Source organism: Pseudobacillus sp. 179-B 2D1 NHS (assembly GCF_045370945.1).
Taxonomy (GTDB): domain Bacteria; phylum Bacillota; class Bacilli; order Bacillales; family Domibacillaceae; genus Pseudobacillus.
The window spans coordinates 41,744-58,446 of sequence record NZ_JBIQDP010000023.1; the positions used below are offsets into that span (position 1 = coordinate 41,744).

The window sequence follows — 16,703 nt, forward strand, 5'->3', positions numbered from 1 at the left end:
CTATAAGAGCATAGGGAGGAAATATTTAATGAGCAATGCATTAGGAATGATTGAAACAAAAGGCTTGGTTGGGGCAATTGAGGCAGCGGATGCTATGACAAAGGCAGCAAATGTTACACTAATCGGCTATGAAAAGATTGGCTCAGGCTTGATTACTGTTATGGTGCGAGGGGACGTTGGTGCAGTGAAGGCTGCAGTAGACGCTGGGGCCGCAGCAAGTGAAAAGGTTGGGGAGGTTGTTTCCGTTCATGTAATCCCAAGGCCGCATATGGATGTAGAAGTCATGCTGCCTCGTAACCCTGTTAATGTCTAACCAAGCGGCAGGGAGGGGCTTACATGGCATTCGATCAAGTAACGCAGGAAAGGATTATCAAGGAAGTAGTTAAGAGATTGCAAACGTTAGAGGAGGAACCTTATGTACCTATCGGGGTTTCTAACCGACATATCCATTTATGCCAAAAAGATTTAACCCTCTTGTTTGGAGAAGGTTTTCAGCTCACCCCAATGAAAGATCTAAGGCAGCCTGGACAATTTGCTGCAAATGAAACGCTGACTCTTATTGGAACTAAAGGAGAAATTACGGGTGTAAGAATCTTGGGACCGCTTAGGGATCACACTCAGGTGGAAATCTCCAGGACCGATTGTTTTAAGCTAGGAACAGTAGCACCTGTAAGAGAATCCGGAAAAGTAACAGGTACGCCGGGAATTATTTTAAAAGGGCCAAGAGGCACGGTTGAATTAAAAGAGGGCGTTATCGTAGCCCACCGGCATATCCACGTACCTCCAGGGTTTGCAGAAAAGTTTAAATTAAACGATCAAGATAGAGTGGAAGTAGAGGTTGGAAGGGAACGAAAGACGGTCTATAGCAATGTTCTTATTCGTGTATCAGCCCAATATGAACTAGAAATGCATGTAGATACAGATGAAGCGAATGCCGCTGGAGTCAAAACAGGGGATCTCGGGAAAATCCGGAAAGGCCAAGAAGACTGATGTCTATAGATTTGATAAAGGTTAATGACTATATAGATACTTTTGTTAGGTTAATAGATGAACAGAGAGTCAATGCGTATAAAGGGAAACTAAAAGTGGGTGTCGATCTTGGAACAGCTAATATTGTACTGGCTGTTGTGGATGAGAGCGGTCAAGCGGTTGCCGGTGCTCTTCAACCGTCTTCTGTCGTAAGGGACGGACTGATCGTCGATTATGTGGGGGCTGTGGCAATTGTCAAGACGCTCAAGGAACAGGTTGAGGGATTGCTTGGAACAACATTAACCTATGCAGCGACAGCTGTGCCGCCCGGTACCATTGATGGCAACAGGAAAGCTTTTTCAAATGTTGTCGAATCAGCCGGCATGGATGTCAGTAATATTGTCGATGAACCGACTGCTGCGGCAACAGTATTAGGTCTTTCTGACGGAATCGTTGTTGATGTCGGCGGCGGCACGACAGGGATTAGTATTCTTAAAAATGGAACAGTCACCTATACAGCAGATGAACCAACCGGTGGAACCCATATGAGCCTTGTTATTGCTGGAAACTATCATATTTCTTTCAAAGAAGCTGACGAGCTAAAAAAAGATCCTGCCAGACAAAGAGAGATTTTCCCAATTGTTCGGCCTGTGATCGAAAAAATGGCGTCCATCGTAAAAAGGCATATCAGTGGTGTGGAATCAACTGATATTTATATAGTGGGTGGAGCTAGCTGTTTCGATGAGTTTGAGGAAGTGTTCCATGAGGAGATTGGCATGAGAATCATTAAGCCAGCTCATCCTCTTTTCATCACTCCATTAGGCATTGCATTAAATGGTATGAAATGAGGGACTGAGAATGGATTCTGAAGAAGTGATACAGGCGATTGTAGCAGAAGTATGGAGAAGATTGCAGAAGAGGGTGAAAAAGGCAACGGCCTTCTTTACTGGAGGTGCTTACGGTTTTCAAGAGGCTATAGAGCAAATGAAGAATCTCTTAAAAGAAGAATGGGAGTTAAACATTCTGCTCTCCAATAGTGCTGAGTACGTACTAACTCCTCGATTGATCAAGGAAGAGTTAGGTCTTTCAAATGTGCATGTGGAGCATGAGGTCAAAAGTTTAAAGCCCTATTATGAGGGAGTTAGCACGTTGATTTTTCCTACCTTAACTTTGAATACAGCCGTGAAGATATCATTGGGTGTAGCGGATAACCTGGCAACCAATTTAGCCTCTCATGCCATTATGAAAGGGCTGCCAATCATTGCAGCAAGAGATGGCTGCGACTTGAGAAACCCAATAAGAGAAGAATTAGGGTTACACAAAGCTCCGCCAGCTTACGTAGACCAGATAGAAGGTCATCTTCATGCGCTTGAAGATTATGGTTTTAAGCTTATAGAAGCAAAGAATTTGTCCCAGGCGGTTCGAGACCATACTCTAACCATTTTTCGAAAAGAAAAAGTGACGGACAGATTCAAGGAAGCCAGAGATTTTAAGAAAAAGGTTCTCACAAGATCAGATATTATCGAAGCAAAACAGAAGTCTCTTATTCTCAATGTTTCTTCTGCAACGATCATAAGCCCGCTTGCTCTTGAGACAGCCCAGGAGCTGGGGATAAAAGTGATACGAAATGAATAAGTGAAGGTGATAGATATGTATGTGGGAGTGGTCTCTGGTAGTATTGTTGCTACTGCAAAGGAAGAGGATCTTATAGGTAAAAAGCTCTTGATCGTACAAAAAGTAGCCATCCCTGAGAGAACAAGTATGAAGAAGAGCATAGAAATAGCCGTGGATGCTGTTGGAGCAGGAACAGGTGAATACGTTCTTGTGACGAAGGGAGAAGCGGCGAGAAATGTATTTGGTGCTTCCACCTCTGTTATTGATGCGGCCATCATAGCTATTGTCGATTCAATAGAAGTATACGAATAGGGAAGTGAAGCTTTATGGCAATTTATACAAAGAAGGGTGACAAAGGAGAGACAGGCCTTTTTGGAGGCAGCCGCATTGCCAAGAATAGTTTAAAGGTTAACTGTTACGGGACGCTTGATGAAGCAAATGCTTCTTTAGGTATTGCCTATTCATTAGTGAAAAGTGAAGAATTAAAGCATATCATCAGGACCATTCAGCAGCAGCTATTTATTGTAGGAGCAGAGCTGGCTAGTGATGATCAAGGAAAAAACCTGCTGAAAGAGAAAGTGAATAAAGAAAATGTAGCTTGGTTCGAGCAAATTATTGATCAATACGAGCAAAAGCTCGGTCCTATTTATGAATTCATCATTCCTGGCGAAACGACTGCTTCCGCATGTCTTCATTTGTCCCGGTCGATGATCCGGCGAGCAGAGCGGTTAATTGTTAAATTGAATGGGCATTCGAGCGTACGAAGTGAGTTGATTCAATATGTCAACCGATTATCAGACGTTTTATTTATGCTGGCTAGAGCAGAAGTTTATTTCCATCTTTTAGAGGAGGTAAAAAGCAAAGTGGCAGAAAAGATAAAAGAAACGAAAAGCACTCCTGCCGTTTTAACACTTGAACTGGCTTGTCAAATGGCAAAAGCCGCGGAGGAAAAGGCGGCTGCTATCGGGATACCTATTGTGTTTTCGGTTGCTGATTCGGGAGGGAATACGATATTAATCCACAGAATGGAAGAGGCTTTACTAGCGAGCTTGGATATATCACCCAATAAAGCTTATACGGCTGTTGCGTTAAAGATGGCTACGCATGAACTCGTTCCTCTTATACAGCCTGGAGGAGAACTATATGGTGTGCAGCTTTCGAATCAAAATAAAATTGTCACTTTTGGCGGGGGATATCCGCTTAAAATAGGTAAACAAGTTGTTGGCGGCATCGGTGTGAGTGGCGGCAGTGTAGAAGAAGACATGACGATAGCCGTTGAAGCTTTAAAGGTATTTAACCAAGGAGGGTGAACACAGTGGCCGTTCAAGAAAAAGAATTAGAAAGCATCGTAAAGAAGGTGTTGGAGGAACTGAGCAGGAAAGAGGCTGTGCCAGAAGCCCGGCAAGGGCTATTTGAGGACATGAATGATGCCATTGAAGCGGCAGGTAAGGCTCAAAAAGAGCTCATAGAGCTATCTCTTGAAAAACGAGCGGCCATTATTAGGGCGATTCGGGAAACAGCTAAGAAACATACAGAGACTTTCGCCCGCCTGGCAGTAGAAGAAACAGGCATGGGGAACTACGAAGATAAAGTCCGCAAAAATTTACTCGCCATTGAAAAAACGCCAGGTATTGAAGACTTAAAGACAGAGGCAGTTTCCGGTGACAATGGACTGACTGTCGTGGAACTCTCTCCATATGGCATCATTGGTTCCATTACGCCTACAACAAATCCGACGGAAACAATTATTTGCAATTCGATCGGAATGATTGCAGCTGGCAATGCAGTCGTATTCAGCCCTCATCCGGGTGCCAAAAATACTTCGCTAAAAGCGATAGAGGTGATTAACCAAGCTATTGTAGAAGCAGGAGGACCGAACAATTTAATCGCCTCTATTACAGAGCCTTCCATTGACCAAGCAAATATCATGATGAATCATAAAAAGATTAAGATGCTTGTCGCCACTGGCGGCCCTGGAGTGGTGAAGGCAGTATTAAACTCAGGGAAAAAAGCAATTGGTGCAGGAGCGGGAAATCCACCAGTTGTTGTAGACGAAACAGCTGATCTTGAAAAAGCTGCGAAAGATATCGTTGACGGCTGCAGTTTTGATAATAATTTACCGTGCGTGGCAGAGAAAGAGGCATTTGTTGTTGAAGCTGTCGCTGATTATTTGGTTTTTCATCTGAAAAAGAATGGCGCCTTTCATCTTCATAAAAAAGAGCAAATTGAAAAGCTTACAGAGTTAGTAGTAGATAAAGGACATGCAAATAAAAAATTTGTCGGGAAAGATATTAGCTATATCTTACAGCAAATAGGCATTCAGGTTCCTCAAGGAACACGCATTGCCATTATGCATGTAGAGGCAAATCATCCGTTAGTTTCAGCAGAGTTAATGATGCCTATCCTCCCAATTGTTCGTGTAGAAAATGTAGATCAAGCGATTGAATTGGCAGTAAAAGCAGAACACGGATTTCGCCATACATCTATTATGCATTCTAAAAATATAGATAACTTAACGAAATTTGCTGCAGCTATTCAAACAACGATTTTTGTTAAGAATGGTCCATCTTACGCAGGACTGGGTGTGGGCGGTGAAGGCTATACAAGCTTCACCATTGCAGGACCTACTGGAGAAGGGTTGACTTCGGCGAAAGATTTTGCGAGAAAAAGAAGATGTGTTCTCGTAGATAGTCTGTTTATAAGATAGAAATAGAAAGGTCGTCGCTTAAAGTTTCTATGTTAAAAACGAGCGGAGGGGTGGAGCAAAATTCCTCGGAGGAAAGCAGCCAATGAAAACGTTTTGGATACAGCCAAAAATTTATTATGGAAGCAATTCGTTAGACTATTTAAATGAATTAGACGCAAAAAAAGTGCTCCTTATAACAGATAAATACACCATTCATTTAAATGCGGAAGAAGAAGTGATCAACCGTTTAAAATCAGCATCAGTTAAAGTGTTTTCTGAGATCGAGGATGCTTCCTCATTAGCGGTTGTAAAGAAGGGGCTGGCCTGCTTTTTACAAGAAGATCCGGACTTAATGGTTGCGCTTGGGGGCACAGCAGCCATTGATGCGGCTAAAGCTATCCGTTTTTTCTGTCACCAACCAGCCGTTCATGGCAGCAGAAAAAAACTGCCGTTTGTTGTTATACCGACAACAAGCGGCACAGGATCAGAGGTCACTCCTTATTCTGTCATAACGGGGGGAGAAGATAACGAGCGAATGCCTTTACATGATGAAAGAATGCTGCCCGATGCCGTGATTTTGAATGCACAACTAACCGTGGTCACTTCTCCTTCTGTGACAGCTGATACGGGGATGGACTTGCTTACTCATGCGATAGAGTCATATGTTTCATTAGAAGCGACAGAATTCACCACTCTTTTTTCTGAAAAAGCGATAAAATTAGTGTTTACACACCTGCTCAGAGCTTATCGGTTTGGAGAAGATTTGACAGCGAGGGAGAGTTTGCAGCTTGCTTCTTGTATGGCAGGATTTGCTTTCGTCAATTCTTCTTTAGGGGTGAATCATAGTATAGCTCACGCCATGGAAGCGGAGTTTCCGCTATCTCATGGCCGAATTAATGCGATGCTACTTCCTTACATCATAGAGTACAATGGAGGGCTATGTGACGGCACTCTCCATTCCTCGGAAGCAGCAAAAAAATACATGAATATCGCAAACATGCTGGGACTTCCCTGTTCAACGGTAGAAGAGGGGATAAGAAGCTTGTCCACAGCGGTTAAACTCCTAAATAAAAAATTTAATATTCCGTTAACTTTTCAGGATAGCTTGATTGAAAAAAATACTTTTGAGAAGAGCATTCCGCTCATCGCCAAGAAAGCACCCCAGGATGTTTGTACAGCTGGAAACCCAAAGCAGGTGAAAGAGATGGATCTCGTCTACCTGTTAAAGTGGGCATACACAGGCTGACCCGTTCACATTTTGTGATGTGAAAAGTTCATTGTGAAATAACATGCCATGTAGTAGCTGAAAAGCAGCAATCTCGCTGTAAAAATAATTATTCAATGGGAGGTTCCTATGACCAATATTATCTTTGTATCGCCGGGTAAATATGTACAGGGCAAAGGAGCTTTAAACAGTATTGGAAAATATGTAAAACAGCTTGGACAAAAGCCGTTGATTTTAGCTGGAAAGACGGCGTGGGAAGTGACAGGTAAAGGGATTAAAAGCAGCTTGCAGGCAGAAGGCATAGATTTTCACTCTCTTCAATTTAGGGGTGAATCGTCTATTAATGAAGTGAACCGGATCAAGAAAGAAGGAGAGGCACACTCAGTGGATATGGTCATCGGAGTAGGTGGAGGAAAGGCGCTCGATACGGCAAAAGCGGTAGCTGACGAGCTGAAAGTAAAGGTAGTTATCGTGCCTAGCATTGCCTCGACAGATGCCCCGACAAGCGCATTGTCCGTCATTTACACGGATGAAGGTGTCTTTGAGGCTTACAAATTTTATAGTAAAAACCCCGACCTCGTTCTTGTGGACACGGCCATTATTGCTAAAGCACCTGCAAGATTATTCGCTTCAGGAATTGCTGATGCAATGGCTACATGGGTAGAAGCCAGAGCGACATTGAATAGTAATGGCACCGCTATGGCTGGCGGGAGGACAAGCATTGCAGCGAGAGCGATTGCCGAAATGTGTGAAAATACGCTGTTCAATCATGCGATACCAGCATACAAGGCGGTTCAAAAAGGCGTTGTCACAAAGCATGTAGAAGCCGTTGTAGAAGCGAATACGTTACTGTCTGGATTAGGTTTTGAAAGCGGAGGGCTCGCAGCCGCTCATGCCATTCATAACGGATTCACAGAGCTAGACGGCGACATTCACCATTTAACACATGGTGAAAAAGTCGCTTATGGCACGCTTGTGCAATTAATGCTAGAGTTTCACCCGGAAGAGGAATTGCACAGGTATATCACATTTTATCGCAAGCTGGGATTGCCTACTACACTGAAAGAATTACACTTAGAGGACGTATCCTATGAAGATCTGCTGAAGGTCGGCCAAGCCGCCACTCAAGAAGGAGAAACAATGAAGAACTTATCCTCTGACATTACTGCTGAAGATGTGGCAAATGGCATTCTAGCTGTTGACCAGCTGAGTGCGCCAGTAGGAATATGAAGAAGATTGAAATGGGCTGCGTACCAGTAGGCTAAACGAGACAACCCGAGTAGAGGCAGCTGAAATTGGCAAAAAAATTCGAGATACAATATTATTTATTTTAGCTCCCCGTTAGTTGTGCCAAAAGGCAGCTATCATGTTAAATCGTAGGCTTCAAATACAGTAGCTTTAAAACGTTTTACGTGTATGAATAAAATCTTTGAGTGTAAACAATGATATTTTAATCCCTCTTTTCTATAAAAGGCAGGTCTATTCTAAGGCAAACCCGCGCATGTTGAATCCTCTTTTTTAATGCGTGGGTTTTTTCTAATGCAAAATCAGATTAACATTCCAAATATAGCCTTCCCAAGGAGCAAAAAGAGCAGAAGCCACAGAGGAAGAAATAGCCGGAGTCATTATGGTGGCTACATCATTAAACGGAGATGTTAAACTTTTTAGCAGGAGGATTTATTTATCGTTGTAAAGTCGTGTTCCTTTGACGGCACCCTTTGTAAAAAATTATGCGAAAATGATGATATAACTGTCACTGGCCTGTATTTTCTAGTATTAGCTATACTTTTTAAGTCCTCATATAATCTTCTATCCGTCATTTAAAAATATCCATAATTTTTTTGTTGATAAAGGAATAAAAATCATGTAGTCTTTTAGTTGCTGTGACAAAAAAATAAGATTTTTTCTTCTTATCAAGAGAGATGGAGGGACTGGCCCGATGAGATCTCGGCAACGGAACTTAGTGATTAAGTTGCTGTGCCAAATCCAGCAAGCAAAGGCTTGATAGATAAGAGGAGTGTTTTATAGATATAAGGCCTCTTCTTGTCGTTCAAGATGAGGTCTTTTTTCGAGGCAAAGAATGGGCAAAAGACGTGTCCCATTTTATTTTTTGGAGGTGGAACAATGAAGAGAGGGAATCCATGGGCGTTGATCCCATTTGTTGTTTTTTTAATTTTATTTATTGGTTCAGGGGTTATTACAGGTGATTTTTACGCCTTCCCTGTCATTGTAGCCATTGCTATTTCGGGCGCTGTGGCTCTGGCGATGAATCGAAAAGAACCCTTTGGGCGAAAGGTGGATATTTTTTGCCAGGGCGCAGGAAACGTAAATGTGATGCTGATGGTTGTTATTTTTCTATTGGCGGGAGCCTTTTCAGAAGTAGCAAAAGGCATGGGGGCAGTGGACTCTACTGTTAACTTTGCTTTAGCGGTTGTTCCGCAAAACTTGCTTGTCGTAGGCTTGTTCGTCATTGCCTGCTTTATCTCCCTATCCATGGGTACATCAATGGGAACGATTGTTGCATTGGCGCCAATTGGAGTGGGGATAAGCGAGCATATTGACCTTCCCATGGCTTTAGTCATGGCGGCGATTATTGGCGGTTCAATGTTTGGCGATAATTTATCCTTTATTTCCGACACAACCATTACTGCCGTTCGTTCACAGGGCGCACAAATGAAGGACAAATTTAAGGTGAATTTTTGGATTGTGCTGCCGGCAGCTATTGTAACGGGTGTTATTTTAGGGGCTATCACAATGGGGGAAACGGCGCAAGTGGAACATTTAAGCTATAATTGGGTAAAAATTGTTCCCTATGTTTTAGTCATTATTCTAGCGTTAACTGGAATGAATGTTTTTCTTGTGCTAGCACTTGGAATTGTTCTCGCTGGAGCTGTTGGCTTAGCGGATGGCAGCTATCATTTAATGAGCCTTTTGCAAAAGATGGGCGAAGGAATGGCTAGCATGTATGAAATGGCCTTTCTTGCGATATTAATAGCTGGAATGGTGGAGGTTATTAAGTTTAACGGCGGGATTGACTTTCTGCTTCACCTCGCAACAAGAAGAATTAAATCGAAAAAGGGTGCTGAATTTGGGATTGCCGGTCTTGTCGGCCTAACGAATTTATCGACGGCTAATAATACGATTGCTATTTTAATTGCTGGTCCGCTTGCAAAAAATATGGCTGATCAGTATGAAATTGAGCCGCGAAAGTCTGCGAGCATATTAGATATCTTCTCCTGTGTGATTCAAGGACTTTTGCCGTATGGAGCCCAATTCCTGGCAGCCGCAAGCGTAGCCGGAATATCGCCAGTGAGCATCGTACAATACTCTTTCTATCCAATCCTTATAGGAATCTGCGGAATCATCGCTATCCTCATCGGATACCCGAAAAAAAAGCAAGTCTGAGTTTCACCACTTTAAACAAATGGAGAGCCTATTCCGTTTGTTTAAAGCGGTAAATATTTAATATATCGGTGATTGCTCTCGAATTCATTGAAGTTTGGAACATTTGACTGCGTCCTTTCGATAGTTTACTTAGTTAGAATTTTAACTGGAATCATATTTATGGGTGTTACTCTTTCGCTTTAAATGCCGTTTGTAAAAGTCAAACTTTTACGAACGGTTATTTTTTTATCCAAAAAAGGCTGTTTTTCACTTTGTTTAAGTCTAAAAATTATTTTCGAACATTTTTGCTAGCATGGATCATACAAGAAGAGCGGGAGCGGATTCGAAGGCAGCAGCGTGAAGGAATGGATGTGGCCTATATAATTTATCCTTGTTACGATCATCCTTATAATAAAAGAGGGAAACGGACCTTCTAATTTGACGATATAACAGATTAAATGCCGATGAAAAATTAATAGAAACCATAAAAGCAAATCCAGATGAGGATTTGCTTTTATTTTTAAGGTTTATTTAAGGTTTGGATTAAGGTGGTGTAAGGTCTAGGAATTATAATCATCATTAGTTACAAGGAGGGCATATCAATGAAAACCATTTTACAAGCAAAAAACGTTCAAAAAATATTTGATACAAAAGGAAATGTTTATAAAGCATTAGAAGATATTGATTTGAAAATTAAAGAGGGAGAATTTATCGGCATCATGGGACCTTCTGGTGCTGGGAAATCGACATTATTAAATGTTTTGTCCACTATAGATACACCAACATCAGGGGATATTATCATCAATGATCAACATATTGTGGGCATGAAAGAAAAACAATTAGCGGAGTTCCGCCGAAATCAGCTTGGCTTCATTTTTCAAGATTATAACCTTCTGGATACGTTAACGGTTAAGGAAAATATTCTACTTCCACTTGCATTATCAAAAGTTTCAACTAGTGAAATTGAAAAACGTGTTGAACAAATTGCAGAGACGTTTGGAATACGTGACATACTCGATAAATATCCCTATCACATATCAGGCGGCCAAAAACAGCGAACAGCGGCATCAAGGGCCATTATTACTAACCCAAGCCTAATATTGGCGGACGAACCAACAGGTGCATTGGACTCAAAATCCGCAACCAGCTTGCTAGAAAGTTTGTCTATGTTAAACGAACAGAATAACTCGACGATTATGATGGTTACGCATGATGCTTTTGCCGCCAGCTTCTGCAAGCGAATTTTGTTTATTAAAGATGGCAAGATCGATGTTGAGATTCATAAAATACGGCAATCCCGTGAAGAATTCTTTCAAAAAATATTAGATGTTCTCGCTTCACTTGGGGGTGGCCGTTAAATGTCGCTATTTAGCATTGCAGGGAAAAATATAAGAAAAAATTTTAAAAATTACTTTTTATATTTTGCTTCGATAACTTTTAGTATTGTGATTTACTTTACATTTGTTTCATTGAAATATGATAAAACAATCGCTGCCACGTCGGAATCTTCAACTAAAATTAGCTCCGTTTTTAATGCTGCATCGGTTGTGTTGATCATCTTTGTTGCAATTTTCATCTGGTATTCGAACTCTTTCTTTACAAGGAAACGAAAAAAAGAGATCGGACTGTATTCATTGTTAGGTGTACGCAAGAAACAAATAGGTTGGATGCTGTTTTATGAAAACTTTTTAATGGGAGTTATAGCCCTTTTTATTGGAATTTTGCTCGGTTCCATTTTATCCAAGTCTTTTGTTCTAATTTTAATGAAGGTGATGGGCTATGATGTGATCGTAAATTTTGCTGTTTCGCCTGCTGCGATTATAAACACTATTATCGTGTTTACTCTCATTACAGCTGTTACCTCATTTTACGGTTATAGATTAATTTATCGATTTAAGCTGATTGAGTTATTTCAAGCGGACAAAGAGAGAGAAAAAGAGCCAAGAGCATCTTTGTCTATTGCCGCATTATCCATTATTTTTATTGGGATTGGTTACTGGCTCGCTCTTCAAAACATAATGGAATCAGAAGTTTGGAGAAAAATCGGTTTCATGGTAACACCACTTACCATAATCATCTCCGTTGTTTTAGGTACTTATTTATTGTTTAGCACATTAACTGTCTATCTATTGGGTCTTTCAAAAAAGAACAAGAGGAAATTTTGGAGAGGGATTAATTTAATAAGCACATCTCAACTTCTGTATCGCATGAAAGGTAATGCACGCATATTAACGATCATTGCCATTCTCAGTGCGACCATATTAACTGCTGTTGGGGCTTCCTATAGCTTGTATTATAACAATAAAGGGAACGCTAGGTTAGCAAATCCAAATAGTATGATGTTCATAAACAATGATGAGCATATAACGAATAAGGTGAATGATAGAATATCGCAAGAAAAGGACCATAGTGTCATCTATCATAAAATTATTCCCACCTTACAAATTGAGGTAGATACTTCTAGTTTAAATAGCAAAATGGGTGAAGTTAAAACGATTTATACCATTATCTCAAATAATGCTTTTAATGACATGGCAAACCTTCAGGGAAGAAAAGTCCATCTTTCACTGAAAGGAAACGAGGCAGCCGTACTAGATGCAGGATACTATGAAGGGTTATCACCAGAATATATAGGCTCAAGCATTCCTTTACATGTAGGTGACCTTGCAGAAGATCTTACGTTTAAAAAGCTGATGAAATATAATGTCCTTAATATTCAGACTGCAAATGTTACTGTGGTGACAAGCAATCAATTATTCTCCCAATTAGAGAAAAAAACAGACCCTGTCAACATGGAAGCCTATAAATTTTCCAATGAAGAGAGTTCAAAAGTATTAAATGAAGAGGTTCAATCTATTCTTCCTGAAGATGCAGGTTTCTCGAGTTTTTACAATGAGTATGCTCTTGGGATGGAGACAACAGGGTTAATGATCTTTATTGGTGCTTTCTTAGGTTTAGTCTTTCTTGCTGCAACGGGAAGCATCATTTACTTTAAACAGTTAACAGAGGCAAATTCTGATAAAGAGCGCTATGTGGTTCTCCACAAAATCGGCGTAAACAAAGAAGAGATCAGAAATTCAATTGCTAAACAGGTATTCTATATTTTTGTCCTGCCATTATTAGCAGGAATAGTACACAGTGCTATAGCATTAACTGCTTTATCAAGGTTAATGCAAACAAACTTGGTTATTCCTGTATTAATCTGTATCGGTGTATATATTTTCATTTACCTAATTTATTACTTATTAACAGTGCGAACCTACTACAAAATTGTGACTAAATAAAATAAGCGAGGAGTGGAACCATGAAAAAATTAATCTTAGCTGTTGGAATAGGGATAGTGATTATCGTTGGTGCTTTGATTTTTATGCAAAATGTAAATTTTAATCGAATAGGAACGGATAAATATTACACACAAATAAATGGAAAAGGAAGTAAAATGGAGGATAAAGGAAGCAATGGAGTTGTTTATGTAAGATATGAATATGAATTACCTGCTTATGATCAAGATGGCGACAAAAAAACATTAACATTTACTTCCGAAAAGCAACTACGGGAAAAAGCCTACTTACTTCTGTATACGAAAAGTGGAAAAGGAGTTACATCTTATCAGGAAATACCTGCTAAAGAATTACCTGAAAAAGCTGCCAAAATGTTAAAGTAATATTTTACCGAAATCAAGTTCAGAAGAATCCTTAATCATAAGGATTCTTTTTGGTGTACATGGAATGATAAGCCTATTATGGCATTAGATTTATTTGCTTTATAATGAAAGTACTGAAGGTATGGAGGTAGTAATGAATGACACTAAACAAAACAGTATTAATCATTGATGATGAGGAAGACATTTTAAGAATTATTAAAACGGTTCTAATAAAAGAAGGAATTGAAAAAGTTGTAACATCTACCACTGCTAAAGAAGGCTTTGCTCAATTCCAACAAACACAACCAGATCTTGTTTTATTAGATATTATGTTGCCGGATGGCGAAGGGTATGATGTATGTAAACAAATGAGAACTATCTCGAATGTGCCGATTTTATTTATATCAGCAAAAACGGAGGAGCTTGATAAGATCGTGGGCTTTGCTATAGGTGGCGATGATTATATAACGAAGCCATTTAGTCCTAAAGAAGTTGCGTATCGAGTAAAAGCGCAGTTGCGAAGAGCGGACTATACGCAAACGGATAACCAGACAGCGCCTGTTATAATAGCTGGTCCATTTAAATTAAACGAACAAAAAGCAGAGCTGTTAAAAAATGGGAAAATGATTGAATTAAAGCCGAAAGAACTCGGTTTAATGAAGTATTTCCTCCAAAATACGAATAAGGTGATTAGCAAAGAAAGGCTTTACGACACCGTCTGGGGTGAGAACTATTTTGGCTCTGATAATACGGTAATGGTACATATCCGGCGATTAAGAGAAAAAATAGAAATAGATCCCTCTGACCCTAAATTTTTAATTACTGTAAAAGGCCTGGGCTATAAATTCACTGTTGAGGATGAATAGGTCATGAAATGGAAGCTGACTGGCAGGTATATACTTTCCATCGTTTTAGTCGTTATTCTAGTTGTTTTCATAAACACTTTTATTATGCTTTCTTTAATAATGGCACAGTCTGTTTTTAATTTACCAATATTTCAAGGAGAAGAAACAACACCCGAGCAATTTGCAAGACAATTTCAAGATAAAATAAATATAGAAAATCATCATCTATCTATTACTGAATCAGGAAAAAAGGAGCTGGTTGAAAAAAACGCATGGATCCAGATCTTAGACGAGAATGGTAAAGTGATTCATAGCTATAGAACGCCAACAGGGATAAAGGAGAAATATACGCCGGCAGAAATCATTCAAACATATAAGTACAAAGAGATTGATGCAAACACTACAGTATTTGTTAGTGAGAAAAAGAAAGGAACCAATCGTTATAGTTATTTTATTGGAATAGAGAATCCCAGCTTTAATCGCTATTTTATTTCATATGACAATCGTGACATATTTCAAGTAGTTAAAATTGGCGGTATCGTTTTTATAATAGATATTTTAATCGCCTTATTGATTGGATACCTTTTTAGTAAACGTCTAACGAAGCCTTTACAAGCACTCATCAACGGAATCAAAAAATTGGCTAATAAAGATTATAATGTCAATTATGAACCTAAAGGGGTTTATAAAGATGTCTTTCATAATGTCAATTTTTTATCAAATCAACTAACAGCCAATGAAAAAGAAAGGAAGAAATTGGAGGTTATGAAGGAAGAGTGGATAGGAAACATTTCACATGATATAAAAACACCACTAGCCTCCATACAAGGATATGCAGAATTAATAAAAGACCAAGACTATACCCCTACTTTACCGGAAATAAGAGAATACGCCGAAATTATTGAACAAAAGTCGTTGTATATAAAAGAGGTAATAGATGATCTTAATATATCGACAAGATTGAAAAATAAAGCACTGACTTTAAATAAAAAAACAGTTAACATTGTCGCTTTATTAAGACATATTGTGATTGATATATTAAATGATCCTAAATATTCTAATCGCCAGATTACCTTTCATGTAAATCAAGAGAATATTCCAATGGAAGTTGATGAAATATTGTTTCGAAGAGCTATTAATAATTTAATTTATAATGCGATTGTTCATAATGACGAAAATGTGAAAATAGATGTGTGTGTTGAAAAAGATGAACAAATATATATAAAAATAATGGATAATGGAAAAGGCATAAAGAAAGAAGAACTCGATAGAATCTTTGACCGTTATTATCGAGGAACAAATACGGGGGAAGCGCATAAAGGTTCCGGACTGGGAATGGCCATTTCAAAAGATATTATTGAAGAGCATAATGGAGAGCTTGTGGCTAGCAGTGAGATTGATCATGGAACAGAGATTGAAATTAAATTTTAAAGATCTTTGAAAAAAGAAAGTTTACTAAGCCGCTGAGTGAACAATATTTTTCGAGATAAAGCTGGATATACAATTTCTCTAAATTGTACATCCAGCTTTATTCAGTTGTAGGGTGTTTTTATGGGGCAACCCAAAAGTCGTATTCTCCAATTGAACGCAAAAAATTAGGTTTTTTACTATTCGAATTTTCTTACCGTTGTAACCGCGCATTTTTCTGACACTATCCCTTAATGAGTCGATGATCTCTCGTGTATAAAACGGCTAAAACAATGATGGCCTAGTAGACATTATCAAATAAAAAGATCCCCTGATCATTCCGTCTGGAAAACGAACAGGGGTTCATACTTGGCAATCTACATACATCAAATCACCTCTCTATTTATTTGGATGCTATTGTTTTGAACATTTCTACAAAAGTAAGTTCGCGATTCCTTTCACCTGCTTGATAAGCCTTATCCAACATTTCTAACGACTCGATAACAGATTTCCATAATTTCAACATATAAAATTACCTCCTCAATATGTGAATGACTGTCATTCATTATTGCATCTTTATTATCTCTTATTTGTTATCTTTTTACAAAGTCAATATACCTTGGAAAAACTACAATTATTGGTGATTTAAGCGAATGTAAGCGAGCATCAAAGGGGTTAATCTCATGATTTCTAAGTTTTTCTCTATATTGCTCGTATCTTTATATAGGTTGATGTGAAAAAATTTCGGGAGAAGCTTTATTAACTGGGAAGCTGCTTATTCAGCCAATAGAGGCTTATCCTCCATGTGGCAGATGTAATTGATCTTCCATAATTGAGCGCGATGGCTGAGCATCCTAGAACGAACGGATGCGTTAGTGCAATTAGAATTAAATAACTTTATTTTCTCTTTACTCCCGTATCGTTTAGCTG

16 protein-coding genes and 1 riboswitch are annotated in these 16,703 nt (G+C 39.3%); of the genes, 15 read left to right on the forward strand and 1 reads right to left on the reverse strand.

Features of this window, described 5'->3' with window-relative positions; all coding sequences use genetic code 11:
• Positions 1 to 28: 28 nt before the first annotated feature.
• The 15 genes from ACH0BF_RS19280 (at position 29) to ACH0BF_RS19350 (ending at position 15,797) form a co-directional block, all read left to right on the forward strand.
• Positions 29 to 313, forward strand: a complete 285-nt coding sequence (locus ACH0BF_RS19280; RefSeq protein WP_120037562.1) for a BMC domain-containing protein — start codon at positions 29 to 31, stop codon at positions 311 to 313.
• Positions 314 to 336: 23 nt separating this feature from the next.
• Positions 337 to 990, forward strand: coding sequence for a phosphate propanoyltransferase (pduL, locus tag ACH0BF_RS19285; protein ID WP_340854464.1), 654 nt, complete (start codon positions 337 to 339; stop codon positions 988 to 990).
• On the forward strand, positions 990 to 1,817 hold the full coding sequence (gene eutJ, locus ACH0BF_RS19290) for an ethanolamine utilization protein EutJ (RefSeq protein WP_406910042.1): 828 nt from the start codon (positions 990 to 992) through the stop codon (positions 1,815 to 1,817). The genes pduL and eutJ overlap by 1 nt, the downstream gene beginning before the upstream one ends.
• 10 nt (positions 1,818 to 1,827) lie before the next feature.
• Positions 1,828 to 2,604 carry a flavoprotein gene (locus ACH0BF_RS19295; protein WP_120037568.1) on the forward strand — a complete coding sequence of 259 codons (777 nt, stop codon included), beginning with the start codon at positions 1,828 to 1,830 and terminating at the stop codon, positions 2,602 to 2,604.
• A gap of 15 nt (positions 2,605 to 2,619) precedes the next feature.
• Entirely contained in the window at positions 2,620 to 2,895 is a 276-nt protein-coding gene (locus ACH0BF_RS19300) for a EutN/CcmL family microcompartment protein (protein WP_340854459.1), read from the forward strand.
• Positions 2,896 to 2,909: 14 nt separating this feature from the next.
• Positions 2,910 to 3,893, forward strand: coding sequence for a cob(I)yrinic acid a,c-diamide adenosyltransferase (locus ACH0BF_RS19305; protein ID WP_340854458.1), 984 nt, complete (start codon positions 2,910 to 2,912; stop codon positions 3,891 to 3,893).
• Between the two features lie 5 nt (positions 3,894 to 3,898).
• Entirely contained in the window at positions 3,899 to 5,290 is a 1,392-nt protein-coding gene (locus ACH0BF_RS19310) for an aldehyde dehydrogenase family protein (RefSeq protein ID WP_406910043.1), read from the forward strand.
• A gap of 82 nt (positions 5,291 to 5,372) precedes the next feature.
• Complete coding sequence (locus tag ACH0BF_RS19315) at positions 5,373 to 6,515, forward strand: 1-propanol dehydrogenase PduQ (RefSeq protein WP_406910044.1); 1,143 nt, start codon at positions 5,373 to 5,375, stop codon at positions 6,513 to 6,515.
• 108 nt (positions 6,516 to 6,623) lie between these two features.
• Positions 6,624 to 7,724: a glycerol dehydrogenase gene (locus ACH0BF_RS19320; protein WP_340854452.1), complete on the forward strand. Its 1,101-nt coding sequence runs from the start codon at positions 6,624 to 6,626 to the stop codon at positions 7,722 to 7,724.
• A gap of 677 nt (positions 7,725 to 8,401) precedes the next feature.
• A riboswitch (SAM riboswitch) is annotated at positions 8,402 to 8,509 on the forward strand.
• Positions 8,510 to 8,618: 109 nt separating this feature from the next.
• Positions 8,619 to 9,899, forward strand: coding sequence for a Na+/H+ antiporter NhaC family protein (locus tag ACH0BF_RS19325; protein WP_340854450.1), 1,281 nt, complete (start codon positions 8,619 to 8,621; stop codon positions 9,897 to 9,899).
• A gap of 581 nt (positions 9,900 to 10,480) precedes the next feature.
• The gene (locus ACH0BF_RS19330) at positions 10,481 to 11,236 is read left to right on the forward strand and encodes an ABC transporter ATP-binding protein (RefSeq protein WP_340854448.1); all 756 of its coding nucleotides are present in this window, start codon (positions 10,481 to 10,483) and stop codon (positions 11,234 to 11,236) included.
• The gene (locus ACH0BF_RS19335; protein ID WP_406910045.1) at positions 11,237 to 13,162 is read left to right on the forward strand and encodes an ABC transporter permease; all 1,926 of its coding nucleotides are present in this window, start codon (positions 11,237 to 11,239) and stop codon (positions 13,160 to 13,162) included.
• Between the two features lie 20 nt (positions 13,163 to 13,182).
• The gene (locus tag ACH0BF_RS19340; protein WP_406910046.1) at positions 13,183 to 13,542 is read left to right on the forward strand and encodes a YxeA family protein; all 360 of its coding nucleotides are present in this window, start codon (positions 13,183 to 13,185) and stop codon (positions 13,540 to 13,542) included.
• Positions 13,543 to 13,679: 137 nt separating this feature from the next.
• Positions 13,680 to 14,387: a response regulator transcription factor gene (locus ACH0BF_RS19345; RefSeq protein ID WP_340854445.1), complete on the forward strand. Its 708-nt coding sequence runs from the start codon at positions 13,680 to 13,682 to the stop codon at positions 14,385 to 14,387.
• A 3-nt stretch (positions 14,388 to 14,390) separates the two neighbouring features.
• A complete protein-coding gene (locus ACH0BF_RS19350; protein WP_120037586.1) occupies positions 14,391 to 15,797 on the forward strand; it encodes a sensor histidine kinase in 1,407 nt (468 codons plus the stop codon).
• A 379-nt stretch (positions 15,798 to 16,176) separates the two neighbouring features.
• Here the strand turns inward: ACH0BF_RS19350 and ACH0BF_RS19355 are convergent, their stop codons facing one another.
• A complete protein-coding gene (locus tag ACH0BF_RS19355) occupies positions 16,177 to 16,299 on the reverse strand; it encodes a hypothetical protein (RefSeq protein WP_259455748.1) in 123 nt (40 codons plus the stop codon).
• Positions 16,300 to 16,703 lie beyond the last annotated feature (404 nt).